Below are 24,765 nucleotides of genomic sequence, written 5' to 3'. Positions count from 1 at the left end.
TCGACGCATGACCGCCTATGACGTGATCGTCCTTGCCGGAGGAGCCGCCAAGCGGCTCGGCGGAGCCGACAAGCCGGGGGTCCGGGTCGGTGGCCGGGCGTTGCTCGACCGGGTTCTCGCGGCCTGCGCAGGGGCCCGCACCACCGTCGTGGTGGGGAGCCGCAGGCCCACCGGAAGGCCCGTGACCTGGGCGCGCGAAGTGCCGTCGGGCGGTGGCCCGCTGGCGGCGCTCGGGGCGGGAGTGCGCCACACGTCGGCGGAGAGAGTTCTCGTACTCTCCGCCGACCTGCCGTTCCTGGGGGTGGGCACCGTCGAAGCCCTGCTGGCCGCCGCCGGGGAGGACGGCAGGGAAGGCGCCCTGTGCACGGACCCGGACGGGCGCGACCAGCCGCTGGTCGCCGCCTACCGGGGCGAGCCGCTGCGCCGGGAGCTGGCACTCATCGCCACCGAGCACGGCAGTCTCGCCGGACTCCCGCTGCGGCTGCTGACGGCCGAGCTGGAACTGGCCCGGGTCGCGGCCGGTCCCCTCGCCTCGTTCGACTGCGACACTTGGGAGGACATCGCCGAAGCCAGGGCCCGCATCAGGGAGCATGGGACCGTGCTGGACGAATGGATCACCGCAGTCAAGACCGAACTGGGCATCGACCTCGACGTCGACACCGGCGTCCTGCTCGACCTCGCCCGTGATGCCGCGCACGGTGTCGCGCGGCCCGCCGCGCCGCTCACGACGTTCCTCGTCGGGTACGCGGCAGCGAAGGCGGCCGACGACGCCGGTCCCGAAGGCGCCGCCGAGGCGGTCGCGGAGGCCGCGCGCAAGGCGGTCGCGCTCGCCCTGCGGTGGGAGGACGAGACGGGCGGCGCCGACGGGGCCGGAACACCATGACCGACCGCGGCCCCGGGGCCGGTGGCGACTCCCCCTATGTCTCTCCGGAGACGGACGAGGAGGAGCGAGCCGTGGAACAGGCCCTGGCGCTGGTCGCCCACCAGGCACACGAAGCGCCCCGCCCGTCGGACCCGGCCCAGTCGCCCGGCAGACAGCAGGGCCGGTCCGACCAGTCACCGGGCCGGTTCGCCGACCAGCATCCGGGCCATGCCTCTGCCCAGTCTCCCGGCCGGTCCTCCGCGCGGTCCTCGGGGCGGCACTCCACGCACCCCCAAGGTCCTCCGGCCCCCGCCCCGGCCGCTTCCCCGTACTCCTCTCCCTCCCCCTCGCCGTACGCCTCCCCCTCCCCGGCGTCGGCCTCCGGTGCCCCTGCCGGTGCCTCCGCCGGGGGCCGGGCCGATTCTGCCGGGGACCGGGCCTCCCCCGCCCGCCTCCCTCGTGCGCACAGGGCCGGAGACACCCCCTGGGACCAGGCCCGGAGCATCGCCGCTCGTGCCGGGCGGACCTCACCCGTGGCCGCGCTGCGGGTCCCCCTCGACCGGGCCCTCGGGTACGTACTCGCCGAGGCCCTCGGCGCGCTCACCGACCTGCCGTCCTTCGACACCTCGGCCATGGACGGCTGGGCCGTCGCGGGGCCGGGGCCATGGGGCTTCCGGAAGGACGAGGGGCTGCTCGCCGGACGCGGTGCGCCCGCGCCGCTGCCCGACGGCCGGGCGGTGCGGATCGCCACCGGTGCGCGCATCCCGGCCGACGCCACGGCCGTCATCCGCAGCGAGCACGCTCACGCCGACGAGGCGAAAGGGCTGCTGCACGCCCGGCGGGACGTCGTTCCGGGACAGGACATCAGGCCCCGGGGGCAGGAGTGCCGGTCCGGGGACCAGCTGCTGCCCGCCGGAACGCTGGTGACCCCGGCAGTGCTCGGCCTCGCCGCGGCGGCCGGGTACGACGCGCTGGCCGCGGTGGCCAGACCGAGCGTCGACGTCCTCGTCCTCGGCGACGAACTGCTCACCTCGGGCCTCCCGCACGACGGCCTGATCCGTGACGCGCTCGGCCCCATGCTCGGCCCCTGGCTCCGTGCGGCGGGAGCCGAGGTGTCCGAACCCCGCCGCCTCGGGGACGATGCGAACGCCCTGCGCCAGGCCCTGACCACGTCACGGGCCGACCTGATCATCACCACCGGCGGTACCGCGGCGGGACCGGTCGACCATGTCCACCCGGTCCTCGCCGAGCTCGGCGCCGAGCTGCTGGTCGACGGGGTCGCCGTGCGCCCCGGCCATCCGATGCTGCTGGCCCGGCTGCCATCGGGCGGGCCCTACCTGGTCGGCCTTCCCGGCAATCCGCTGGCAGCCGTCTCGGGCCTGCTCACGCTCGCCGAGCCGCTGCTCGGAGGGATCGCGGGCAGGCTGTCCCAGGAGCCGTACCGGGCGCTCGTCCATGCCGAGGTGCACGGGCACCCGCATGACACCCGGCTCGTCCCGGTTGTCCATCGCGTCGGCCGTGCGGGCGGCCGGGACTATGTCGTACCCCTGCACTACAACGGTCCGGCGATGCTGCGCGGGGTCGCCGGGGCGGACGGGCTGGCCGTTGTGCCACCGGGCGGGGTACGGTCCGGCACCGAGGTGGACATCCTCGATCTACCGTGGGCCTCGGCGACGCCGTGGACGGAAGGGTGTTTCACGTGAAACTTCCCGGCCAGGACGCGATGGCCAGGCGCGCCGAGGAGCATGTCGTACCCACCCGGGTGATGCTCCCGCGCAGGGTCGTCGACGGTCCGGCGCGGCAGGTCGCCAAGCGGCTGATGATGGCGTTGATGGTGCTGGCCGCCACGGTGCTCATCGTCTGGGTCGACCGTGCCGGCTACAACGACAACGCCGACGGCAAGGTCGATCTGCTGGACGCGGTGTACTACGCGACCGTCACCCTCTCCACCACCGGTTACGGCGACATCACCCCGTACGGGGACGGCGCCCGGCTGACCAATGTGGTGCTGGTGACACCGCTGCGCGTGCTCTTCCTGATCATCCTGGTCGGCACCACTCTTGAGGTCCTCACGGAACGGACCCGGGAGGACTTCCGGCTGAAGCGTTGGAGATCCAACTTGCGTGACCACACTGTCGTCGTCGGCTTCGGCACGAAGGGCCGCTCGGCGATCCAGACTCTCTGCACCACCGGCCTGAAGAAGGACCAGATCGTCATCGTCGACCCGGCGTCGAAGGTGATCGAGGCGGCCAACGCCGAGGGCTTCACCGGTGTGGTCGGCGATGCGACCAGAAGCGATGTGCTGCTGCGGGCCGAGCTTCACAAGGCACGGCAGGTCATCATCGCCACCCAGCGCGACGATACGGCGGTCCTGGTCGCGTTGACGGCGCGCCAGCTCAACCGCGGGGCGAAGATCGTGGCCGCGGTGCGCGAGGAGGAGAACGCGCCGCTGCTGCGGCAGTCCGGCGCCGATGCGGTGATCACCAGCGCCAGTGCGGCGGGCCGGCTGCTCGGTCTCTCCGTCCTCAGCCCGAGCGCGGGCACCGTGATGGAGGACCTGATCCAGCAGGGCAGCGGTCTCGACCTCGTCGAGCGGCCGGTGATAAAGGCCGAGGTGGGCAAGAACGTCCGGGAGACCGATGACCTGGTGGTCAGCGTGCTGCGCGGGCACCGGCTGCTCGGTTACGACGATCCGGCTGCCAGCCCCCTCCAGCTGACGGACCGGCTGATCACCATCGTGCGGGCGAGTCCGCTCCCCACCTCGCCGGTGAACAATCCGCCGCAGGCGCCGCAGCGTCCCTGACCACGGGGCCGGCAGGTCGTTCCGCCTGCCGTCACGGACCTCGTGGGCCGCACGGAGTAGCCTCGCCGCCATGCATGCGATCACTATCCCCGAACCCGGTGGCCCCGAGGCGCTCGTGTGGGCCGAGGTGCCCGATCCCGTACCCGGCGAGGGCGAGGTGCTCGTCGAGGTCGTGTCCAGCGCGGTCAACCGCGCCGATGTGCTCCAGCGCCAGGGCTTCTACAACCCGCCGCCCGGCGCCTCCCCCTACCCCGGTCTGGAGTGTGCGGGCCGGATCACGGCGCTCGGTCCCGGGGTCGCGGGATGGTCGGTCGGCGACGAGGTCTGCGGCCTGCTGGCGGGCGGCGGGTACGCGGAGAAGGTCGCCGTACCGGCCGGCCAGCTGCTGCCCGTACCGGACGGTGTGGACCTGGCGATGGCCGCGGCGCTGCCCGAGGTGACCGCGACGGTCTGGTCCAACGTCTTCATGGTGGCCCATCTGCGGCCCGGCGAGACCCTGTTGATCCACGGCGGATCCAGTGGCATCGGCACGATGGCCATTCAGCTCGCCAAGGCGGTCGGCGCGCGCGTCGCGGTGACGGCGGGCGGTCCGGAGAAGCTGGCGCGCTGTGCCGAGCTGGGGGCGGACATCCTCATCGACTACCGCGAACAGGACTTCGTCGAGGAGCTGCGCAGGGCGACCGACGGGGCGGGCGCGGACGTCATCCTGGACATCGTCGGTGCGAAGTACCTGGACCGGAACGTGAAGGCGTTGGCCGTGAACGGTCGGCTCGCGATCATCGGTCTCCAGGGCGGGGTCAAGGGAGAGCTGAATCTGAGCGCTCTGCTGAACAAGCGGGCCGCCATCACCGCCACCTCCCTGCGGGGCCGCCCGCTCGGCGAGAAGGCCGCGATCGTCGCCGCCGTGCGCGAACACGTGTGGCCGCTGATCGGCAGAGGCGTCGTCCGGCCGATCGTGGACCGCACGGTGCCGATGGAGGACGCCGCCGAGGCGCACCGGGTCCTGGAGTCCAGCGCGCACATCGGGAAGGTGCTCCTGCTCGCTCCCGTGTCCGCCTGACGCGCGGCTGTGCGTACGGGTCCTCGTCAGGAGTCCTCGCCTGAGCTACCCGGGCCTGCCGCCGCCGCACACGAGCGGGCCCGCACATGAGCGGGCCCGGCACACGAGCGGGCCCGCACATGAGCGGGCCCGGCACACGAGCGGGCCCGGCACACAGCGAGGTGTGTGCCGGGCCCGGTCCGTCCAGTACTGATCGGCTTCTGGCCGGCGGTTTACAGATACGGGCCGGAGCGGATCGCTCCGTGCGGGTCCCCGCTGCCGTCCTCGTCCTCGTGGCCCGTGCCGGGCGGAAGGGCGCGGCGCATCTGCTCCAGCTGGGCGCGGGCCGCCATCTGCTGCGCGAACAGAGCGGTCTGGATGCCGTGGAAGAGGCCCTCCAGCCAGCCCACCAACTGGGCCTGCGCGATCCTCAGCTCCGCCTCCGAGGGGATCGACTCCTCGGTGAACGGCAGCGAGAGGCGCTCCAGCTCCTCCACCAGCTCCGGGGCCAGCCCGTCCTCCAGCTCCTTCACGGAGCTGGCGTGGATCTCCTTGAGCCTGACCCGGCTCGCCTCGTCGAGAGGAGCCGCCCGGACCTCCTCCAGGAGTTGCTTGATCATGCTGCCGATGCGCATGACCTTGGCGGGCTGCTCGACCATTTCCGTCACCGGGACCTCGCGAGACTCGTCGTCACCGCCACCGCCGCCGATAGCCATTCCGTCCTGTCCCACCACGAGGACCTGGGGGTGCTCCTGCGACCGGTCATTCCTCGGCATCTCCATGGGGCCCATTGTCTCGCACACATGCCGTACACCACCCTGGTGCCCCCGGGAAAGCATGATCCACCCTCCCCGAGGGCACCGGAACAGCCGGAACGGCTGGTGAACCGAGCCGCAGCGGCGCAACGAGCCCACGCGGCTCAACGAGCCGAAGCAGCTCAACCGGGTCAGCCGGTCAGCCGGTCAGCGGTCGGCCCGTGAACCGCTCACCCCGCCCGCCGGGACAGCGTCAGCCGTGACCGGGTGAGACCGGCGGCCAGCAGCCCGGCCAGCACGGGTACGACCACCGCGAGCAGCCCGATCGTGAGCCAGGGCAGCACGATCGGTGTGTACGCGGAGTTCATCGGCTCCAGGCGCATCTGCCGCATCGCGTCGCGCAGGTCGAGCAGGCGCAGTGCGACCGCGGGCACGATGCCCGCCGCCGTGCCGAGCAGCACCCCGGTGAGCGCGACCACCACGCACTGGAACCCCGAGAGTGAGCGTCGTACGCCCGGCGCCGCGCCGACCGCCGCGAGGGTGGTGAGGTCGGCCTCCGCGTCGGCCTTGGCCAGGCCGGTGGTGATGGCCGCCGCACCCAGGGTCACCACGCCCGCGAACAGGGCGAGGATCAGCAGGATCGCGTCCTCCCGGCTGGACGAACCGTTCTCCGTGATGACGTGGGCGTTGCCGCCGGCCTGGTCGATCGCGGCCGAGGTCGCCTGTTTCTCCGCCTCCGTCGGAGGGCGGGAGGTCGTGTACACGCTTGCGTGGCTCTGCGTATGCAGACCGAGCCGCTCCGCGGTCCGCTGCGGCATGATCACGCGGATGCCGGGCGTCGCGGTGTACTTCGCGGGCGCGACGTACACCTTCAGCCGGTCCGTGGTGGTCCGGGCCCTGCCGGGGTGCAGTGCGCGGTTCTTCTTGTCGCGGGGGTTGTACGTGTGGACGGCCCTGAGGGTGATCTCACCGTTCTTCGCGTAGGCCGGGTTGAGCAGGACGGGATCGCCCGCCTTCAGGGCCTTGGCGGCAGCGGGGTCGTCGAGCTTGACGTACGTGCTGAGCAGCGAGGCGTCACCGATGACGATCTTGTTGGTGTCGGTGCCGAAGGACGTGAGGTTCATGTACTCGTCCATGCAGGCGGGGGAGGTCGTCAGCCGTTTGTGCTCCTCGGCGGAGAGCCGCGCGGCGAGCTCCTTGGCGCCCCGGCCCTTCAGGGGGCAGGTGTGGCCCTTGCCGGTGGGCTTGATCAGTTCGAGGGTGCCGCAGCCGTTCTCCTCCTGGTAGTAGACGTAGCAGTCGCTGCCCGCCCAGACCCGTCCGACGTCGGAGCGGCCACCGCTGACGGGCATGTTCCGCTCGACGGCCGCCCGCGCGCCCGGGAGCTTCCTCGCCGCGGAGGGGTCCTCGGCCACGAGCGCGGAGGTGCCCTTGGTGAGGACCGGGGAGTAGTCGTAGTCCTGCTCGGCCATGGAGCTGGAGGCGTACGTGGCGACGGCGACCGTGCCGGCCACCGCGGCCATCACGGCGGCGACGGCGGGCGCGGTGCGTCCCCGGTTGCGTGCCGCGTCACGGAGCGCCATGCGCGGGGTGAGCGGGAGCCTGCGGCCGAGCCGGCCGAGGAAGCCGATGATCACCGGGATGCAGGCGAGCACGCCCAGTTCGGCGACGACCGAGCCACCGGCGACCAGGGGGGTCTCACCGCTGACACCCCCGTAGACGGCGATGGCGACACCGCCCGCCAGCATGAGGGAGCCGAGGACGGGCAGCACGCGGGAGCTCCGGCGGGTGCCGCGACGGCCGGTGAGCGATTCCAGTATCGACTGGCGGCCGGCCACGACGGCCGGGACGAGTGCGGCGAGGACGCCGGTCACCAGGCCGAGCAGGGCGATCGCCAGCAGTTCCGCGGGGCGCAGGGTCAGGCCGCCGAAGCGGTTGCCGGTGTAGCCCTCGATCAGCGGGCGGAACACCAGCGTCAGGCCGAGTCCGAGCAGCACCCCGAGCACGGTTCCGACGCCGCCGAGCACGACACCACCGGCGAGCACGACGGCCCGGACCTGACTCCGGTCGCCGCCGCACGCACCGACGAGGCCGAGCTGCCTGCGCGACCGGCGCGCGCCGACGGCGAACGCGGGCCCGGCCAGCAGCACGATCTCCAGGACCGTCATGGCCACGACGGTGACGACGGCCGTGCTCATGACCAGCCCGCCGTCGCTTCTTCCGCTCATCCGCGAGGCCATCGGGATCTCGGAGTCCGGCGGGGGGTCGAGGACGAGCCGGCGGGACAGCACCAGGACGCCCTTCTCGTTGGCGGCGAGCACGTCGGGCCAGGTCACCCCGGCGCCCTTCGGGCCCTGGACCAGCCACTCCGTCCTGTCCGGGTTGGGCGGGAGGATCTTGTCGTCGCGGTCGGCCGCGGCTTTCCAGGGGGCGATGACGGCGCCCGGATCGGCGTACAGGGTCTGCTTGCCCAGCGCGTCGGGGAGTTCCACGGAACCGGTGACGGTGTACGCCAGGTCGGGGCCGCGCACGGTGAGGCGGGAGCCGATGCGGAGGCCGGACGACTTCAGGAACGCCTCGGTGACGGCGATCTCACCCTTGCCGTGCGGGAACGCGCCGTCGACCAGTTCGATCCTGCCGCGGAGCATCCGGTCCGCGGTGCGCAGTTCGGTGATCTCGGTGTTCGTGATGCCGTGGGCGGTCGTGACGGAGGCGGGCACGGACCGTTCGGTGAGGAACCGTGAGCCCTTCGGGAACGTGGCCGGTACGTCCACCGGCTTCCGCTCCCCTCCCTGCCGCAGTCCGGCCGCCTCGTCCTCACTGTCCCAGGCGGTCTGGTCGGGCATCTGCTGGATGGGCACCCTCCCCAGGCCCGGGTCGGAGTACTGGGCGTCAGCCGCGCCCATGAGGGCCGTCAGCTCCTCGGCCCTGGTCGGGGTGGCGCTGCGGTACGTCACATCGGCGGCCGTGACGCCGAGGACGGGCAGGGCGATCATCGCGACCACCAGGGCGCTGCGGCCCTTGGCCCGCATCGCGTCGCGCCGGGCGATACGGAGGGCGGCGCGCCATCCGGAGAAGAGGCTCACTCGGCGGCCTCGGCGACGAGCAGGGAGTCGGCCCCGGAGGACAGCGTCTGGTCGACGATCGAGCCGTCCCGGAGGAACACGACCCGGTCGGCCCAGGCGGCGTACCGGGGCTCATGGGTCACCATCACCCCGGCCGCGCCCTCGTCGCAGCGTTTGCGCAACAGGGCCAGGACGGCCTCGCCGGTCTCGGAGTCGAGCGCTCCGGTCGGCTCGTCGGCCAGCACCAGGCGCCGGTCCCCGACGAGGGCGCGGGCGATGGCGACGCGCTGTTGCTGGCCGCCGGACATCTCGTCCGGGAAGCGGTCGGCTATCTCGGCGAGGTTCATCTCGGCCAGCGCCGCGAGGGCTTCCTTGCGGGCCTTGCGGAGCGGGATTCCGTCGAGTTCGCGGGGCAGGGCGATGTTCTCGGCGGCGGTGAGGGCCGGTATCAGGTTGTAGTCCTGGAAGACGTAGCCGACGCTGCGGCGGCGCAGGGCGGCCATGCCCTTGCGCCCCAGGGCGGCGATGTCCTGGCCCTCGATGACGACCTGGCCGCCGGTGGCGGTGTCGAGGCCTCCGGCCAGGGTCAGCAGGGTGGACTTGCCGGAGCCGGACGGGCCCATCACGGCGACCAGTTCGCCCGTGTGCACGGAGAGGTTGACGCCGCGCAGGGCGTGCACCTCGGCGATGCCGGAACCGTGGGTGCGGGTCAGTTTCCGCAGTTCGAGAACGGGCTCGTCCACGGGCAGGCCGGTGGACGGAGAAGGGGCGGGCGAGGACATGGTGGGTTGTTCCCCCTAGGAACGCTCGGAGCAGGTCGTGCGGTCGTGCGTGGGCAGGGCCGCAGACCTTGGCAGGGACGGGCAGGCGCCGGGGCGGGCGGGGCAGGCGGCAGTGATTCCGGTCCGTGCCCGGCAGGTGGGTGGCAGAGTTCCCGGTCCGTGTCCGGTACGCGGGTGGCAGAGTTCCCGGTCCGTGTCCGGCAGGCGGGCGGCGGCAGATTTCCGGTCAGCGACGGGTACGCGGGCGGCCGGCCGGGAAGCGTGCCGGGCCGCGGGTGGTGGCCGTACCGGCCCCGGCCGCCGGCTCGGTGGCGGCGGCCTCGGCGAGGCGGACGAGCCGGGCCTCGCAGTGGTCCAGCCACCGGGCCTCGGCCTCGGCCTGGAAGATCAGCTGCTCCACCACGAGGAGCCAGGCGACCTCGTCACGGTTGGCCGGGACATCGGCGAGGGCCTGGGCCTTCAGCCGGGTGTAGTCCTGCATCGCCTTCAGGGTGTGGTGGCGCTGGGACTGGATGACGTGCCGGATGTCGACGCCCGGCGCGCCCACGGCCATCGCGAGCTTGATCGCCAGCTCGTCACGGGGCGGGCTGCTGCGGTCCACGGGCGACTCGAACCAGCTGCGCAGCTCGGCGCGGCCGTTGTCGGTGATCGTGTACAGGTCGTGGCCCGCGTCGTCGGCGCCGTCCTGCGCGACCATGCCGTCGCGCTCCAGACGGCTGAGTGTCGTATAGACCTGGCCGACGTTCAGGGGCCAGGTGGAACCGGTGCGGGACTCGAATTCGGTGCGGAGCTGGGAGCCGTACCGAGGCCCGCGCTCCAGGAGGGCGAGAAGCCCGTGACGGATCGACATACTCAGTATGTATACCGAGTATGTTGCTCGTGGCAAGCCCGGGGTCCTGGTGCCACAGGCGGATCGCGTCCGGTCTCCGAAGGCCGGGAACGCTCAGTGGGTTCGACGCATCCGGAAGGCGAGGAAGCCCAGTCCCGTCCCGACCAGCGCGATCCCGGCCCCCAGCGAGACCTGCTTCACCTGCTCCACGGACGGCGCGTCCAGCGCCTGCCCGGCGGCCCCGGGCGGGTTGGAGAACGCGTCGGCCGGAGGGGTGAACACCGGCACGTCAGCGGCGTCCGGCTCCGGTACGTCCTGTTCGAGGTCGGCCTCCGCCCGCGCGAGTTCCAGCGGCGACAGCGACCGCCCGGGGCGCGCCCGCCCCGCCCCGGCCTCCCGCCCGGCGAGTGGCCGGTCCGAAGCCGAAGCGGAAGCGGAAGCCGAAGCGGAATCCGGGGCGGGGAGGGCTGCGGAAGAGGCGGAGGACGGCCTTCCTGCCGACCCCTCGGCCGCTCCCTCCGCCGGCCCCGCGGGTGGCTGTGCGGCATCACCGGCGGACGCGTCTGCCGCCCCGGTCGGTGCGGGCGGACCGCCCTCCGTGGGCCGGAGCGGCGCCGTGCCGGAGGGGCGCGGGGAGGGCGGGGCGGAAGGAAGCACCGACGGCCGGGCCGAGGACGGCGGGGCGCTCGACGCGGCATCCGGGTGAGCATCCGGCGGAGCCGAGGGAGAGGCACCGGAGGGGGCCGTTCCCGGACGGGCGGTAGAGGCGAAGGCCGAGACGTCCGGGGGCGCGCCCGCGTACGCCGTCCCGCTCACGGTCCCCAGCGCCGCGCCGACCGCCATCACCAGACAGGCCACGTATGTCGACGACCGCGCTGGGAGGAGTCCTGGAGCCATGAGATCAGCGTCACACGCGCCGATATATCCGGCATCCCGGACACCGGGGACGCCCACGGGATGCCCGGGGATCCCTCATAATGCCGCCCGGACAGCATCACCCGGCACGCGTCACGCATCCCCCGGCACGCCTCACCCGGCACGCCTCACGCATGCCGTGCGCGGTGTGCCGGGTGTGGTCCCTAGGCGGGGTCGCCGGTGGAGATCCGCAGCTCGAAGTGGGCGCCCCGCTCGGAGACGGCGGTGCCCGAGGACGGGAACTGGTCGACGACCTGGTCCTCCGCGTACGTGTTGCCCGGCTCCTTGATCTCCTTGATCGTCCATCCGGCCGCCAGGGCGCAGGCCTTCACCGACTTGATGTCCTTGTAGATGAAGTTCGGAGCCGCGACCTTCGAGGGGTCGTTAGAGTCCTCCATCGCGTCCGTGCACTTCTCGGTCTTCATCGTCCGGTTGCGCTCCGGCGGCTTGTGCTCGCCCGCCACCGACGATTCGTTCGGCGCCGGATCGTCCTTGTCGGCGTCGGAGCCCTGGAGGGACAGCACCGTGATCAGACCGCCGATCGCGAGCAGCGCGACGGCGATCGCTCCGACGATGACCGGCATGTTCCGCTTCGAGCCGCCACCGCCCGGACCGCCACCGCTGACGCCCATGCCGCCGGCACCGGTGTGCTGCGGGGCGGTCGCGTACGGCGGCGGGGTCTGGTGGGCCAGGGGCCCCTGGGCCTGGTACGCCGGGGCGGACTGCGGGTAGCCGTAGCTCGGCGCGGGCGCCGGGGTGGGCTGGTTGTAGGGCCCCGGCTGCTGGTGGGGCTGATGCTGCGGGTGCGGCTGGTAGGGCGTCTGGACGCTGTGCGGGGCCGGGGTGGCCTGGTCGACGGGCGGGAACACCGCCGAGCCGACACCCGAACCGCTGTTCGTCGGAGCTCCGCCGCTGACGATCACCGGAGCGCCGGTCTGGCCGCCGCCGGCGTTCAGCACGCGTGCGATCTCGTCCCGCATCGCGGCCGCGCTGGGGAAGCGCTCGTTCGGGTTCTTCCTCAGGGCGCGGGCGACCAGCGCGTCCATGGCCGGGGTGACCGCGCGGTTGATGCTGGAGGGGGCGACGGGCTCCTCCTGCACATGCGCGTACGCGATGGCCAGCGGAGAGTCCGCGTCGAACGGGATCCGGCCGGTGAGCAGCTGGAAGAGCATGATGCCGACCGAATACAGGTCGGACCGGGCGTCCACCCCGCGCCCGAGGGCCTGCTCGGGGGAGAGGTACTGCGGTGTACCGACGACCATGCCGGTCTGTGTCATCGAGGTGACGCCCGACTGCATGGCGCGGGCGATGCCGAAGTCCATCACCTTCACGACGCCGCGCCCGGTCATCATCACGTTGCCGGGCTTGATGTCCCGGTGGACCAGCCCCATCTCGTGGCTGGTCTCCAGCGCGGCCAGCACATCGGCCGTCACCTTGAGCGCCTTGTCCGCGGGCATCGCGCCGTAGCTGCGGATGTCCGCCTGGAGCACGGAGCCGAGCGGCTGTCCCTCGACGTACTCCATGACGATGTACGGCATCAGCGCGCCGCCGAGCTCGTCCTCGCCGGTGTCGAAGACCGAGACGATGTTGGTGTGCTGGAGCTTGGCGACGGCCTGTGCCTCACGCCGGAACCGCTCGCGGAAGGACTGCTCGCGCCCCAGTTCCGTATGCAGCGTCTTGATCGCGACCTGGCGGTCGAGCGCCGAGTCGTACGCCAGATATACGGAGGCCATTCCGCCTTCGCCGAGCAGGTCCCGGAGCTGGTACCGGCCGCCCGCGACGGCACCGCCCGCGTAGCGACCCTGTGCGCCGTGTGCGCCGTCCTGGCTCATGACTTGCTTCCCCCTCGGCGCGACTGACGCGATGATCCGTCTGACGGGCCAAGTCTGCCCGAGGGGTACGACACGTCAAGCCAGGTGCCCGTTCCGTGACCCTAAGCACAAGAAGCGTCTCGGAAGCGTTACAGGAAGCGCATGGAATTTGCTTGACCGGCACGCCGGCCGGTTGGATGACCCGTCCCTCTCGGAACAGGTGTGTCCGGCAGAGGCTGTAGCGTGACGTGGCAATGCAGCTAGGCACCGTGAGAACCCGCGGACGCGCGGACAGATACGACGGCGAGGACTGATGGCACCCGATTCCGAAGCAAACGGCGGCGGAGTTTCGGATGGCACCGACTCCTGGGGCATCGGCGGTGTCGTCGGCGACGGGCGCTACCGGATGACCCACCGGCTCGGCCGGGGCGGTATGGCAGAGGTCTATGCCGCGGAGGACGTCCGCCTGGGACGTACGGTCGCGGTGAAGCTTCTCCGCTCCGATCTCGCCGAGGACCCGGTCTCCAAGGCACGTTTCACCCGCGAGGCACAGTCGGTCGCCGGCCTCAACCACCATGCGATCGTCGCCGTGTACGACTCCGGCGAGGATGTCGTGGGCGGCCAGACCGTCCCGTACATCGTGATGGAGCTGGTCGAGGGCCGCACCATTCGTGACCTGCTCCTCAGTGCGGAGGCCCCGCCGTCGGAGCAGGCGCTGATCATCGTCTCGGGGGTGCTGGAAGCCCTCGCGTACTCGCATCAGCACGGCATCGTGCACCGTGACATCAAGCCCGCCAACGTGATCATCACGCACTCCGGCGCGGTCAAGGTGATGGACTTCGGCATCGCCCGCGCGCTGCACGGCGCGCAGTCGACGATGACGCAGACCGGCATGGTCATGGGCACACCGCAGTACCTCTCGCCGGAACAGGCGCTCGGCAAGGCGGTCGACCACCGCTCCGACCTGTACGCCACCGGCTGTCTGCTCTACGAACTCCTCGCCCTGCGGCCCCCGTTCACCGGCGAGACCCCGCTCTCCGTGGTGTACCAGCACGTCCAGGACATTCCGGTGCCGCCCTCCGAGGTGTCGGAGGGGGTGCCTCCGGAGCTGGACGGGCTCGTGATGCGCTCGCTGGCCAAGGACCCCGACGACCGGTTCCAGAGCGCCGAGGAGATGCGCGGCCTGGTCCAGTACAGCCTCCAGATGCTCCAGGTGCAGGGCGGTCACACCGGTACGTGGAACACCGGCCCGGTCACGATGCACGAGGGCGGCCACACCCCGGCCATGGGCATGACCGGCGCGACGACGGCGATGGGTCACCCGGTGCACGGGGAAACCTCGCAGGGGCCGATCCTGCCGCCGATGAACCCGGACGACGGGGCGTACGACGGCGGGCACCGGCCCGGCGGCGGTCGCGGCAAGATGTGGCTCTTCGTCCTGCTCGCGCTGATCGCGATCGGCGCGGGCGTCGCGTTCGCCGTCCAGGCGGCGAACGACGGCGGCACGGGGAAGAAGCCGGTCACCCCCTCCACCTCCGTCTCGCCCTCCGACGAGGAGACCTCCTCGGAGCCGACCGACGAGGAGACCGAGCCCTCCGAGGAGCCGGACGACTCCTCGGGCAGCCAGACGCAGCCCAGCCAGCCGCAGTGGACTCCCTCGCACAGGCCGACCCAGCCGTCGTACACCCCGTCCGACTCCCCGAGCCCTCCGGACACGGGCGGCAACTCCGACGGGAACACGAACGAGGGCGGGACGGGCGAGCCGACCGACCAGCCGACCAACCCGACCACGGCCCCGGGCTCCCCGGGAGGCAACGGTGACGACGGAGGCTCGGAGGACGGCGGAGCGGGCAACAACGTCGGTGCGTCGACGGGTCTGACCCCTTAGCCGCGCGTTCGCGGGGTGGTCCTCACCCCGCGAAGGCCTCGCTCACCGCCTCGTACTCGCGCGTCCACCACACCGCCAGGGCCGACACCGCAGGGAACTGCGGGTCGGCCCTGCGGTCGTGCAGGCGGTAGCGCCAGCGCAGTATCCAGAAGTCGTTGAGCCGCTCCCACCACACCCGGTGCACCGCGGCGGCCATTTCCGCCGCGCTTGCCCCGGCGGCGTTCCGGTACGCGCGGGCGTACGCCCGTACCTTCTCCAGCTCCAGTTCCCCCGCCGGCCGGACGAAGAAGATCGCCGCGGCCCGGACCGCCTCCTCGGCGCGCGGCTGCACTCCCAGCCGGTCCCAGTCGACGATCGCGACCGGGTCGGCGCCCCGGTAGAGGAGGTTCAGCGGGTGGAAGTCACCGTGCACCCAGCCCGTGGCGGGTCCCTCCGGGGTGGGTGGGCGGCGGTGGGCATGCCGCTCCAGCAGGGTGCGCCGCTCCACCAGCCGGTGTACGGCGAGTTCGTCGAAGGCGTCGCGCGGGGTGTCCCGGGGGTGCTGCCCGCGGGCCGCGGACAGCAGGTCGTCGATCAGCGCGAAGGTGTCGGCCGGGTCGGGACTCCCGTAACCGGGCCGGGGCGGCTGCCCGGACCCCGTACGGCCATCGCGCCCGTCGCCCCCACCGCCGGCGCGACCGCCGCTGCCGTCGCTGTCGCCGTCCTCGCCGCTGCCGGGTGCCATGACCTGTTCCAGACCGGTGTGTACGGCTCCGAGGAGCGTCCCGAGCCGTTGGGACTCGGCACAGGTCAGCTGGGCGCCGACCCGGTGCATACCGTCCACCCAGGGGTGCAGGGCATAGCTGCGGCCACCGATCACCGCGACCGTGTCACCCTCCGTGTCCGCGAGCGGCGGGACCACGGGCACGCCGAGCGACTGGAGGCGCTGGGTCGCGCGGTGCTGGCGCACGATCGTGGCGCGTTCGCCGGTGGCGTCGTCCAGATGCTGCTTGTCCAGATGGTGCTTGAGGAAGTAGGAGCCGCTGGTGGTGGAGACGCGGTATCCGTGATTGAGAAGGCCCTTGGTGATCGGCTCGCAGGCGAGCGGTTCACCTACGTCCGGGTAGCGGCGCAGCACCTCGCCGACCGGAGGAACAGGCGGGCGGGTTACATATGAGCGCGGCACTTACCAAATGGTAGATCACGCTGCGTTGCGGATCAGCGGACTTGCGTGGAAGTCCAAAGTGTGCTCACTCGCGAAGTGGGGATCCAGGCTGAGGAAGGCCGGTTCGAACGGTTCGCCGTTGACCCTGGCGGGGGCGGTGCCGAACAGTTCTCGCAGGTCAGGGCGAGGATGCACGATCTCTGCGGGACCGGTGAACTGCACCGACCAGAGATTCCCGCCGTCCTTGGAGGTCGCGGCGTTGAAGTTGTCCGCACCGTAGGCGACGACGCTTCCGTTGCACGCCTCGTGGTAGCCGAAGCCGCTGTGCATCCGCAGAAGGATGCGGTCGCCGACCACGATGTGCCGGGCCACCGCCAGGAAGGGGAGGGCCCGCATGCTCGTCGCCAGCCGGCCGTAGGGGACGCGGCCGAGCAGCTCGATTGCGTGGAGTTCCTCAGAGGGCATAGGTCCACTGTCCGGCACGGGTAGGGGACGGGTAAGAGTCGGCGGCCCCGGGTGGTCCGGGACCAAAGTCCCAGATCGCCCGGGGCCGCCGGAACTTCCCAGAAGGGTTGGAACCCGCACTTCCCAGAAGGGTCTGAACCTGCCCGACGGTGCCGATCGGTCCCACCCGGGTCCCTGGCCCCTGTCCTGCCCTGTCCTGCCCCGCCCCACCCGGTGCCGTACGGCGCCGCTCAGCGCCGTTCGGCCTGTAGGCGGGCCACATAGGCGGCGGCCTGCGAGCGGCGTTCCATGCCCAGCTTGGAGAGCAGGCTGGAGACATAGTTCTTGATCGTCTTCTCGGCCAGGTGGAGCCGCTCGCCGATGACCCGGTTGGTCAGCCCCTCGCCGATGAGGTCCAGGATCTTGCGTTCCTGCTCGGTGAGGTTGTCGAGCTTGTCGTTGCCCTTGCCGTTCTTGCCCTCGCGCAGCCGCTCCAGTACGCGTGCAGTCGCCGCGGGGTCCAGCAGCGACTTCCCGGCCGCCACGTCCCGTACCGCGTTCAGCAGCTCGTTCCCGCGGATCGCCTTCAGGACGTAGCCGGACGCGCCCGCCATGATGGCGTCGAAGAGCGCCTCGTCATCGGCGTACGACGTCAGCATCAGGCACTTGATGTTCTCGTCCCGGGAACGGACCTCCCGGCACACCTCCACCCCGCTGCCGTCCGGCAGCCGTACGTCGAGCACCGCGACATCGGGGCGGGTGGCCGGAATCCGCACCAGCGCGTCCGCCGCGGTGCCCGCCTCGCCGACGACCTCGATGTCTTCCTCGACGGAGAGAAGCTCATGGACTCCGCGTCGGACGACCTCATGGTCATCGAGCAGAAATACAGTGATTTTTCCATCGTTGCGCACAAACGCAGTCTCACATATTCACCCCGGCTCCGCCCCCGTCGGCCTCGGACCAGCTGTGGATCAGCTCCTCGCTGCCCTTCCCTGGCGCCTTTCGCCGGGATAACGTGCCGTTGTTCCGGCGGCCTGCAAGGCTGTTACCAGTGCTGTGACCAGCAAGGCTTCACGATTTTTTCGATTTACTTGGAAATCCAAGCAAAATCGCAGGTCAGATAGGGTTTCGCAGTTATGCGAAGCACTGGGTAACGTGCCTATGACAGGACGCTCGCCGGGGCACCTGTCACGCCTGATCCCGGCCGAGCGGCACCCACCCCGTGCACGGGTCCGGAAACAGGCGAGCCGCACTGGTTCCCGGCAGACCCCGGGGGCCGGACCGACGGAGGAGCACGCACGTGACCGTGGAAAGCACTGCCGCGCGCAAACCGCGACGCAGCAGCAAGCGGACCAGCGCCGCCAAGACGCCGCAGAGTTCCGAGCCCCAGCTCGTACAACTGCTGACGCCGGAGGGTGAGCGCGTCGAGCACCCGGACTACTCGATCGACATGACCGCGGAGGAGCTGCGCGGTCTGTACCGGGACATGGTCCTGACCCGCCGCTTCGACGCGGAGGCCACGGCCCTCCAGCGCCAGGGCGAGCTGGGCCTGTGGGCCTCGCTGCTGGGCCAGGAGGCCGCGCAGATCGGCTCCGGCCGGGCGCTGCGCGACGACGACTATGTCTTCCCGACCTACCGCGAGCACGGCGTCGCCTGGTGCCGCGGGGTCGACCCGACCAATCTGCTCGGCATGTTCCGCGGTGTGAACCACGGCGGCTGGGACCCGAACACCAACAACTTCCACCTGTACACGATCGTCATCGGCTCGCAGACCCTGCACGCCACCGGCTACGCCATGGGCGTCGCCAAGGACGGCGCGGACTCCGCCGTGATCGCGTACTTCGGTGACGGTGCCTCCAGCCAGGGCGACGTCGCGGAGTCGTTCACCTTCTCCGCGGTCTACAACGCCCCCGTGGTGTTCTTCTGCCAGAACAACCAGTGGGCCATCTCCGAGCCGACCGAGAAGCAGACCCGCGTGCCGCTCTACCAGCGCGCCCAGGGCTACGGCTTCCCCGGCGTCCGGGTCGACGGCAACGACGTGCTCGCCTGCCTGGCGGTCACCAGGTCCGCGCTGGAGCGCGCCCGCCGCGGCGAGGGCCCGACCCTCGTCGAGGCGTTCACCTACCGGATGGGTGCCCACACCACCTCCGACGACCCCACGAAATACCGGGCCGACGAGGAGCGGGCGGCCTGGGAGGCCAAGGACCCGATCCTGCGGCTGCGCACGTACCTGGAGAAGCAGAAGCTCGCCGACAGCGCGTTCTTCACCGCGCTGGACGAGGAGAGCGAGACCCTCGGCAAGCGGGTGCGCGAAGCGGTACGGGCCATGCCCGACCCGGACCCGATGGCGATCTTCGAGCACGGCTATGCCGACGGCAACTCCCTCGTCGACGAGGAGCGCGCCCAGTTCGCCGCCTACCAGGCATCGTTCGCAGACTCTGCCGAGGAGGGCAACTAGCCATGGCCGTGGAAAAGATGTCCATCGCGAAGGCGCTCAACGAGTCACTGCGCCACGCCCTGGAGAACGACCCCAAGACCCTCATCATGGGTGAGGACGTCGGGAAGCTCGGCGGTGTCTTCCGGATCACCGACGGGCTGCAGAAGGACTTCGGCGAGGACCGGGTCATCGACACCCCGCTCGCCGAGTCCGGCATCGTCGGTACGGCGATCGGTCTGGCCCTGCGCGGCTACCGCCCCATCGTCGAGATCCAGTTCGACGGCTTCGTCTTCCCCGCGTACGACCAGATCGTCACGCAGCTCGCGAAGATGCACGCCCGCGCGCTCGGCAAGATCAAGCTGCCGGTCGTCGTCCGGATTCCGTACGGCGGCGGCATCGGCGCGGTCGAGCACCACAGCGAGTCCCCCGAGGCCCTCTTCGCGCATGTCGCGGGCCTGAAGGTGGTCTCGCCGTCCAACGCGAGCGACGCCTACTGGATGATGCAGCAGGCCGTTCAGAGCGACGACCCGATCATCTTCTTCGAGCCGAAGCGGCGTTACTGGGACAAGGGCGAGGTCGACACCGAGTCCATCCCGGGCCCGCTGCACCGGGCCGCCGTGGCCCGCGCGGGCTCCGACCTCACCCTCGTCGCGTACGGCCCGATGGTGAAGGTCTGCCTGGAAGCCGCCGCGGCGGCCCAGGAGGAGGGCAAGTCGGTCGAGGTCCTGGACCTGCGGTCGATGTCCCCGATCGACTTCGACGCCATCCAGACGTCGGTCGAGAAGACCGGCCGGCTCGTCGTGGTCCACGAGGCGCCCGTCTTCTACGGCTCCGGGGCCGAGATCGCCGCCCGGATCACCGAGCGCTGCTTCTACCATCTCGAAGCACCGGTGCTGCGGGTCGGCGGATACCACGTCCCCTACCCGCCGGCCCGTCTTGAGGACGAGTACCTGCCGGGTCTCGACCGGGTGCTCGACGCCGTCGACCGCTCGCTGGCGTACTGAAGGGGAGAGGGACGTGACGACGATGACTGAGACGTCTGCCCGTTTCCGTGAGTTCAAGATGCCCGATGTGGGCGAGGGACTGACCGAGGCGGAAATCCTCAAGTGGTACGTACAGCCCGGTGACACGGTCACCGACGGCCAGGTCGTGTGCGAGGTGGAGACGGCCAAGGCGGCCGTGGAACTGCCGATCCCGTTCGACGGGGTGGTGCACGAGCTGCGCTTCCCCGAGGGCACGACCGTGGATGTCGGCGAAGTGATCATCTCGGTGGACGTGGCACCGGGCAGCGGTGACGCGGCTCCTGCGGCTGCTCCCGCCACCGCTTCCGCCGCTGTTCCCGCTGCCGCGCCCTCGAAGGCTTCGGCGGCCGAGGACGAGGCACCGAAGGGCCGGCAGCCGGTCCTGGTCGGCTACGGCGTGTCCGAGTCCTCCACCAAGCGCAGGCCGCGCAAGGGAGCCGCCGCGGCTCCGGAGGCCGCCGCCGTCGCGGCGGCGGTGCAGGCCGAGCTGAACGGGCACGGCGCGCCCGCCGCTCCGGCCGCTTCGGGTCCTGCCCGCTCGGGCGCCTCGGGCGCCTCGGGCGAGGTGCCCGCCGGTGGTCGGCCGCTGGCCAAGCCGCCGGTCCGCAAGCTGGCCAAGGACCTGGGGATCGACCTGGCGACGGTCACCCCGACCGGCAAGGACGGCATCATCACCCGCGAGGACGTCCATGCGGCGGCAGCGCCGGTGGCCGAGGTTCCCGCCGCGGTGTCCGTCGCCGCGGAGTCCGCCGGAACCGGGGCCGAGGCCCCGGCCGCGCAGCCTTCGGTGACCGCCCGGGAGACCCGTATCCCGGTCAAGGGTGTCCGCAAGGCCATCGCTCAGGCCATGGTGGGCAGCGCGTTCACGGCGCCGCACGTCACCGAGTTCGTCACGGTCGACGTCACGCGGACCATGAAGCTCGTGGCCGAGCTCAAGGAAGACAAGGACATGGCGGGAGTCCGGGTCAACCCGCTCCTGATCATCGCCAAGGCGCTCCTGGTCGCGATCAAGCGGAACCCGGACGTCAACGCCGCCTGGGACGAGGCCAACCAGGAGATCGTCCAGAAGCACTACGTGAACCTGGGCATCGCGGCCGCCACCCCGCGCGGTCTGATCGTGCCGAACATCAAGGACGCGCACGACAAGACCCTGCCCCAGCTCGCCGCCGCACTGGGCGAGCTGGTCACCACGGCCCGCGAGGGCAAGACCTCCCCGGCCGCGATGGCGGGCGGCACGGTGACGATCACGAACGTCGGTGTCTTCGGCGTCGACACGGGCACGCCGATCCTCAACCCCGGCGAGTCCGCGATCCTGGCGGTCGGTTCGATCAAGCTCCAGCCGTGGGTCCACAAGGGCAAGGTCAAGCCCCGTCAGGTCACCACGCTGGCGCTGTCGTTCGACCACCGCCTGGTCGACGGCGAGCTGGGCTCCAAGGTGCTGGCGGACGTCGCCGCGATCCTGGAGCAGCCGAAGCGGCTGATCACCTGGGCGTAACGCCCTTCTGCGGTACGTGTCTCCGGTGGGCCCGCGCGTCGTCTCGCGCGGGCCCACCGGCATGTCCGGGTGTCACCGTACGGCGAGTTCGGCGAACACGGTCTTGCCGATGGTGCGTGGTTCGACGCCGGACTGATCGATGGCATTCTCAAGGAGTTGTAGGCCCCGTGGTCGCGTACAGATTCGTCAGGTCGAGCTACAGCGGCGGGAACGCTGGCCAGGAGTGTGTCGAGGTGGCCCGCAACGTTCCCCGTACCGTCGCCGTCCGTGATTCCAAGCGTCCCGGTGGCCCCGTCCTCACCGTCACCCCCGCCGCGTGGGACGCCTTCACGGCAGACGTGCGCCGGCAGCCGTAGTCCGGGCCGGAGCGCCCGCCCCACCCAGGGCGCGAGCAGGTACCCGTAACCCGGCCCCGTACCTCCGAGCCGCTCCCGCCTACGGCAGCCGCCGCTCCGCCAGGTCCAGCCATTGATCCACTTCGGCCGGAGCGAAGTGCCGGATGGCCCAGTCGGTCATGCGCAGGCTCATGTGGGCCCAGGAGGGCAGCAGGACGTCCGGCGGGACCATGTCGAGCACGGCGTCCAGATGGGCCACGGTCTCCGGTTCGGTCTGTTCCGCGGGGAGCAGACCGAAGCGCAGGGTGACGAGGTCGAATCTGCGGTCCCCGCGGGCCGCTCCGTCCCAGTCGATGATCCCGGTGATCCTTCCGCCCACGGCCAGCATGTTGCCGGGGTGGAAGTCCAGATGGACCGCGTCGGTGCCGTCGAGCCGGTCCGGATGGGCGGCCCCGATGGCGGCGATCCGGCGTTCGAGGGCGGCGGTACGGGGGCTGTGGTCGCGCAGCGGTCCGTGCAGGCAGTACCCGGGGCCGTCCTCGCGCAGGTGCAGGGCGAGGGCCGGGATGTCGGTGCGGTGGGCCAGTCGGCCGGTCAGTGCCCCGTTGAGGGCCAGTGCCTGGTCCAGGCCGTTCCGCTCCAGGCGCTCGACCGGTGTGCCGGGCAGGAGTTCCTGGACGGTGACGACCGCGTGCCCGGCCTGGACGGCCAGCTCGGTGGCCGGGGCGGGGAAGCCGCCCGCCCGCAGGGTTTCGCTGACCGCGAGCGGGCCGGCCCGGAGTGCGGCGAGCTCCGTGTGGGCGCGCCACTTGAGTACGGACCGGTGGCCGTCCGGCCATCGCACGTACGCGGCTCCCACCTGCCCGCCGGGGCAGGGGCCCTCCACGGTGAGCCGTATCCCGGTGCCGGCGTGCACGGCTTCGGCCATGCGGCCGGCGTCCAGGCGCTGTACGCGGTCCCGGCCGCGCGAGGTTGGAGTCACCGGCAGATTGTCGCCGGTACGCGGACGGGGGTGCGGCCACCCTCACGGTGACCGCACCCCCGTCGGGATGCCGCGGGACGAGCGGGTTACTTCTTGAAGCCGTAGTCCATGAGCTTCTTCGCGTCGGCGGTGCGCTTCGCCGCGGAGGGCGAGGTGAGCACGGTGCCGATGACGGTCTTGCCCTTGCGGGTCGCGGCGAAGACCAGGCAGTACTTGGCCGTCGGGCCGGAGCCGGTCTTCACGCCGATCGCGCCGCTGTAGCTGCCGAGCAGGGTGTTGGTGTTGCCCCACGACATGTAGCGGTAGCCACCGCTCTTCGTGGTCACCTTCTGCTTCGTCGACTTCGTCTTGACGATGGTGCGGAACGTGGAGTTCTTCATCGCCTTGCTGGCGATCTTCGTCAGATCGCGGGGGGTCGAGTAGTTGTTCCCACCCCCTATGCCGTCGAACGAGTCGAAGTGGGTGTTCTTCAGCTTGAGGCTCTTGGCCGTGGAGTTCATCTTGCCGATGAACGACTTCACACGGGCCGCGCGGGTCTTGCCGGAGCCGTACTTGTCGGCGAGGGCGTACGCGGCGTCGCAGCCGGAGGGGAGCATCAGGCCGTAGAGGAGCTGGCCCACGGTGACCTTGTCGCCGACGATCAGCCGGGCGGACGAGGCGTTCTTGGAGACGATGTAGTCGCTGTACGCCTTCTGGATCGTGACCTTGGACTTCAGGTTCACGTTCTTCTGCGACAGCACCACCAGGGCCGTCATGATCTTGGTGGTGGAGCCGGTGGAGCGGCGGGTGTCCGCGGACTTGGTGAAGAGGGTCTTGCCGGTGCCGTTGTTCATCACGAAGCCGCCCTTGGCGGTGATCGTCGGCTTCGGCGGTGCTGCTGCCTGCGCCTGGGTGGCGAAGGCACTTCCCGCGAGAACGGCGCCCGCGGTGAGGGCCACGGTGGCCGTGGCGGTCGCGCGATTGATGCGCTTGATGCCGATATTCAACTGAACGCTCCAAATGCCCCTGAGTTGCGGCCACATAAGGGTGCCGCTCGGTGGTGAGACTCCTGGGGCGGGGCAATGGATGTGCTCCTGAACGGATGGTTTTTTCACCGGGTCCCGGCCGGTTCGTCCCCTCGGGCGGCGTGCGCCGTCATGGGCGGTGGAGCGCGTAGTGCGGCGCCCCGTCCGCCGTACCGCCGAGGGAGCGGATGCAGGCGTGCCGGCGCATGAACCGGAGGCACTCGTTCACCCGGTGCGCGCTGAGGCCCGTGCGCTCCGCGATGGACTCCAGCGACTGACGTAACTCGCCCTCTGCCGCCAGTGCGGGGGCGATGGCGACGGCCACCGACCAGACGTCCTCCGTCACGGACATCCGCGACTTCCAGTCGTCCAGGAGGGCCTGGGCGGTGGGGCGGGCCGGCTGCGGCGGTACGGAGACCTGGGTCGGGATCGTGGGGGCGGGGGAGGCGAACAGGGTGTCGAGGCGATCGGCAATGCGTTCCAGGGCGTGCGCCGTCGCGCGCTGGGCGAGAAGGGCTTCCCGCTGGGTCGCCAGACTCTCGCACTGTGCGGCTGCGAACTGTTCGTCGAGGCGGATGTTCCGCTCTTCGAGGCGCACGATCGCGTCGGCGACCCGGTCCGGTACGCCGTGGCCGGCCGGGGTTTCCGCCCCGGGCGGACCGGGGTCGGCCGGAGGCCCGCCGACGTCGTAGCACCCGTCCCGCTGGACGGTGGCGATGACGTCGACGGCCCACTGTTTGAAGGGGCGGCAGGACGGTTTCGTACTGCCGTTGATGAGGTGGATCAGCCCCTGGAGATCGATGAGCTGCAAGTCTCGGCGCCACTCTCTACCTGGGGGAACGCTGAGACCATGACTTCCGGTCACTGTCTCAAGAAACTCTCGGTTTCTCTCGGGCACGTGGTCGCGGAGCGTCTTGTGCGGTGTTGTGTAGCCGAGCTGCCCGCACACGTCCACCGCCGGGAACCAGTGCTTTCCGTCCGGCATCGTCAGCCGCCGGATCCGGGCCCCGGTCGCCCCGTACACGAAGTCGTTGATGTCGATCGCGTCGCGCCGTACGGGCGTCCGCCCCGCCGTCCCGGACCTGTCCGCCGTGGTCATGTGAACCACCTCCGTGACGGAACGTAAAGCGGAGCAAATCGAATGTGCCACCGG

The 24,765-nt window shown here is 71.2% G+C and carries 21 protein-coding genes; 9 read left to right on the top strand and 12 right to left on the bottom strand.

Going from position 1 to position 24,765, the window contains the following annotated elements; genetic code table 11:
- The first annotated feature begins 7 nt into the window (after positions 1 to 7).
- From ABT170_RS05825 to ABT170_RS05810, 4 genes are all read left to right on the top strand, one after another.
- Complete coding sequence (locus ABT170_RS05825; RefSeq protein WP_351864363.1) at positions 8 to 883, top strand: NTP transferase domain-containing protein; 876 nt, start codon at positions 8 to 10, stop codon at positions 881 to 883.
- Positions 880 to 2,565 (top strand): molybdopterin molybdotransferase MoeA, encoded by a 1,686-nt coding sequence (locus ABT170_RS05820; RefSeq protein ID WP_351864360.1) that lies wholly within the window; start codon positions 880 to 882, stop codon positions 2,563 to 2,565. Before ABT170_RS05825 ends, ABT170_RS05820 begins: the two co-directional genes overlap by 4 nt.
- Complete coding sequence (locus ABT170_RS05815) at positions 2,523 to 3,665, top strand: potassium channel family protein (RefSeq protein WP_329944654.1); 1,143 nt, start codon at positions 2,523 to 2,525, stop codon at positions 3,663 to 3,665. Before ABT170_RS05820 ends, ABT170_RS05815 begins: the two co-directional genes overlap by 43 nt.
- 70 nt (positions 3,666 to 3,735) lie before the next feature.
- Positions 3,736 to 4,725, top strand: a complete 990-nt coding sequence (locus tag ABT170_RS05810) for an NAD(P)H-quinone oxidoreductase (protein WP_329944653.1) — start codon at positions 3,736 to 3,738, stop codon at positions 4,723 to 4,725.
- A 212-nt stretch (positions 4,726 to 4,937) separates the two neighbouring features.
- Here the strand turns inward: ABT170_RS05810 and ABT170_RS05805 are convergent, their stop codons facing one another.
- The 6 genes from ABT170_RS05805 to ABT170_RS05780 form a co-directional block, all read right to left on the bottom strand.
- A complete protein-coding gene (locus tag ABT170_RS05805) occupies positions 4,938 to 5,486 on the bottom strand; it encodes a bacterial proteasome activator family protein (RefSeq protein ID WP_329944652.1) in 549 nt (182 codons plus the stop codon).
- A gap of 203 nt (positions 5,487 to 5,689) precedes the next feature.
- Positions 5,690 to 8,545, bottom strand: a complete 2,856-nt coding sequence (locus tag ABT170_RS05800; RefSeq protein ID WP_351864355.1) for an FtsX-like permease family protein — start codon at positions 8,543 to 8,545, stop codon at positions 5,690 to 5,692.
- A complete protein-coding gene (locus ABT170_RS05795) occupies positions 8,542 to 9,306 on the bottom strand; it encodes an ABC transporter ATP-binding protein (protein ID WP_351864352.1) in 765 nt (254 codons plus the stop codon). The genes ABT170_RS05800 and ABT170_RS05795 overlap by 4 nt, the downstream gene beginning before the upstream one ends.
- Before the next feature lie 226 nt (positions 9,307 to 9,532).
- On the bottom strand, positions 9,533 to 10,156 hold the full coding sequence (locus ABT170_RS05790; RefSeq protein ID WP_351864349.1) for a PadR family transcriptional regulator: 624 nt from the start codon (positions 10,154 to 10,156) through the stop codon (positions 9,533 to 9,535).
- A gap of 93 nt (positions 10,157 to 10,249) precedes the next feature.
- Complete coding sequence (locus ABT170_RS05785) at positions 10,250 to 11,032, bottom strand: hypothetical protein (protein WP_351864346.1); 783 nt, start codon at positions 11,030 to 11,032, stop codon at positions 10,250 to 10,252.
- Positions 11,033 to 11,214: 182 nt separating this feature from the next.
- A complete protein-coding gene (locus ABT170_RS05780) occupies positions 11,215 to 12,882 on the bottom strand; it encodes a protein kinase domain-containing protein (RefSeq protein ID WP_351864344.1) in 1,668 nt (555 codons plus the stop codon).
- Positions 12,883 to 13,174: 292 nt separating this feature from the next.
- Here ABT170_RS05780 and ABT170_RS05775 point away from each other — a divergent pair, with 292 nt between their 5' ends.
- Positions 13,175 to 14,749 (top strand): protein kinase domain-containing protein, encoded by a 1,575-nt coding sequence (locus ABT170_RS05775; protein WP_329944646.1) that lies wholly within the window; start codon positions 13,175 to 13,177, stop codon positions 14,747 to 14,749.
- 22 nt (positions 14,750 to 14,771) lie between these two features.
- On the opposite strand, the gene ABT170_RS05770 is transcribed toward ABT170_RS05775, so the two are convergent.
- From ABT170_RS05770 to ABT170_RS05760, 3 genes are all read right to left on the bottom strand, one after another.
- Entirely contained in the window at positions 14,772 to 15,866 is a 1,095-nt protein-coding gene (locus tag ABT170_RS05770) for a phosphotransferase enzyme family protein (protein ID WP_329944941.1), read from the bottom strand.
- A gap of 63 nt (positions 15,867 to 15,929) precedes the next feature.
- Complete coding sequence (locus tag ABT170_RS05765; RefSeq protein WP_329944645.1) at positions 15,930 to 16,358, bottom strand: pyridoxamine 5'-phosphate oxidase family protein; 429 nt, start codon at positions 16,356 to 16,358, stop codon at positions 15,930 to 15,932.
- A gap of 230 nt (positions 16,359 to 16,588) precedes the next feature.
- Entirely contained in the window at positions 16,589 to 17,248 is a 660-nt protein-coding gene (locus ABT170_RS05760) for a response regulator (RefSeq protein ID WP_329944644.1), read from the bottom strand.
- Between the two features lie 389 nt (positions 17,249 to 17,637).
- Here ABT170_RS05760 and pdhA point away from each other — a divergent pair, with 389 nt between their 5' ends.
- The 4 genes from pdhA (at position 17,638) to ABT170_RS05740 (ending at position 21,647) form a co-directional block, all read left to right on the top strand.
- Positions 17,638 to 18,795, top strand: a complete 1,158-nt coding sequence (gene pdhA / locus ABT170_RS05755) for a pyruvate dehydrogenase (acetyl-transferring) E1 component subunit alpha (protein WP_329944643.1) — start codon at positions 17,638 to 17,640, stop codon at positions 18,793 to 18,795.
- Positions 18,796 to 18,797: 2 nt separating this feature from the next.
- The gene (locus ABT170_RS05750) at positions 18,798 to 19,778 is read left to right on the top strand and encodes an alpha-ketoacid dehydrogenase subunit beta (protein ID WP_329944642.1); all 981 of its coding nucleotides are present in this window, start codon (positions 18,798 to 18,800) and stop codon (positions 19,776 to 19,778) included.
- Positions 19,779 to 19,791: 13 nt separating this feature from the next.
- Positions 19,792 to 21,291, top strand: a complete 1,500-nt coding sequence (locus ABT170_RS05745; RefSeq protein ID WP_329944641.1) for a dihydrolipoamide acetyltransferase family protein — start codon at positions 19,792 to 19,794, stop codon at positions 21,289 to 21,291.
- Between the two features lie 167 nt (positions 21,292 to 21,458).
- Entirely contained in the window at positions 21,459 to 21,647 is a 189-nt protein-coding gene (locus ABT170_RS05740; RefSeq protein WP_351864340.1) for a DUF397 domain-containing protein, read from the top strand.
- Between the two features lie 79 nt (positions 21,648 to 21,726).
- Here the strand turns inward: ABT170_RS05740 and ABT170_RS05735 are convergent, their stop codons facing one another.
- The 3 genes from ABT170_RS05735 to ABT170_RS05725 all read right to left on the bottom strand — a co-directional run bounded on the left by ABT170_RS05735 (position 21,727) and on the right by ABT170_RS05725 (position 24,711).
- Positions 21,727 to 22,608 carry a phosphotransferase gene (locus ABT170_RS05735; RefSeq protein ID WP_351864337.1) on the bottom strand — a complete coding sequence of 294 codons (882 nt, stop codon included), beginning with the start codon at positions 22,606 to 22,608 and terminating at the stop codon, positions 21,727 to 21,729.
- Between the two features lie 86 nt (positions 22,609 to 22,694).
- The gene (locus tag ABT170_RS05730; RefSeq protein ID WP_329944639.1) at positions 22,695 to 23,594 is read right to left on the bottom strand and encodes a D-alanyl-D-alanine carboxypeptidase family protein; all 900 of its coding nucleotides are present in this window, start codon (positions 23,592 to 23,594) and stop codon (positions 22,695 to 22,697) included.
- Positions 23,595 to 23,742: 148 nt separating this feature from the next.
- Positions 23,743 to 24,711 (bottom strand): BRO-N domain-containing protein, encoded by a 969-nt coding sequence (locus tag ABT170_RS05725; protein ID WP_351864333.1) that lies wholly within the window; start codon positions 24,709 to 24,711, stop codon positions 23,743 to 23,745.
- Positions 24,712 to 24,765: the final 54 nt, after the last annotated feature.

Source organism: Streptomyces sp. NPDC001787 (genome assembly GCF_040297465.1).
Taxonomy (GTDB): domain Bacteria; phylum Actinomycetota; class Actinomycetes; order Streptomycetales; family Streptomycetaceae; genus Streptomyces.
This window is presented reverse-complemented; position numbering and strand designations above follow the sequence as displayed.

Excerpts from the sequence above, each read along its gene's own strand:
- ABT170_RS05810 (WP_329944653.1), top strand. The coding sequence starts at position 3,736 with ATGCATGCGATCACTATCCCCGAACCCGGTGGCCCCGAGGCGCTCGTG.
- ABT170_RS05820 (WP_351864360.1), top strand. The coding sequence starts at position 880 with ATGACCGACCGCGGCCCCGGGGCCGGTGGCGACTCCCCCTATGTCTCT.
- ABT170_RS05780 (WP_351864344.1), bottom strand. The coding sequence starts at position 12,882 with ATGAGCCAGGACGGCGCACACGGCGCACAGGGTCGCTACGCGGGCGGT.
- ABT170_RS05795 (WP_351864352.1), bottom strand. The coding sequence starts at position 9,306 with ATGTCCTCGCCCGCCCCTTCTCCGTCCACCGGCCTGCCCGTGGACGAG.
- ABT170_RS05825 (WP_351864363.1), top strand. The coding sequence starts at position 8 with ATGACCGCCTATGACGTGATCGTCCTTGCCGGAGGAGCCGCCAAGCGG.
- ABT170_RS05790 (WP_351864349.1), bottom strand. The coding sequence starts at position 10,156 with ATGTCGATCCGTCACGGGCTTCTCGCCCTCCTGGAGCGCGGGCCTCGG.
- ABT170_RS05765 (WP_329944645.1), bottom strand. The coding sequence starts at position 16,358 with ATGCCCTCTGAGGAACTCCACGCAATCGAGCTGCTCGGCCGCGTCCCC.
- ABT170_RS05775 (WP_329944646.1), top strand. The coding sequence starts at position 13,175 with ATGGCACCCGATTCCGAAGCAAACGGCGGCGGAGTTTCGGATGGCACC.
- ABT170_RS05785 (WP_351864346.1), bottom strand. The coding sequence starts at position 11,032 with ATGGCTCCAGGACTCCTCCCAGCGCGGTCGTCGACATACGTGGCCTGT.
- ABT170_RS05750 (WP_329944642.1), top strand. The coding sequence starts at position 18,798 with ATGGCCGTGGAAAAGATGTCCATCGCGAAGGCGCTCAACGAGTCACTG.
- ABT170_RS05805 (WP_329944652.1), bottom strand. The coding sequence starts at position 5,486 with ATGGAGATGCCGAGGAATGACCGGTCGCAGGAGCACCCCCAGGTCCTC.
- ABT170_RS05725 (WP_351864333.1), bottom strand. The coding sequence starts at position 24,711 with ATGACCACGGCGGACAGGTCCGGGACGGCGGGGCGGACGCCCGTACGG.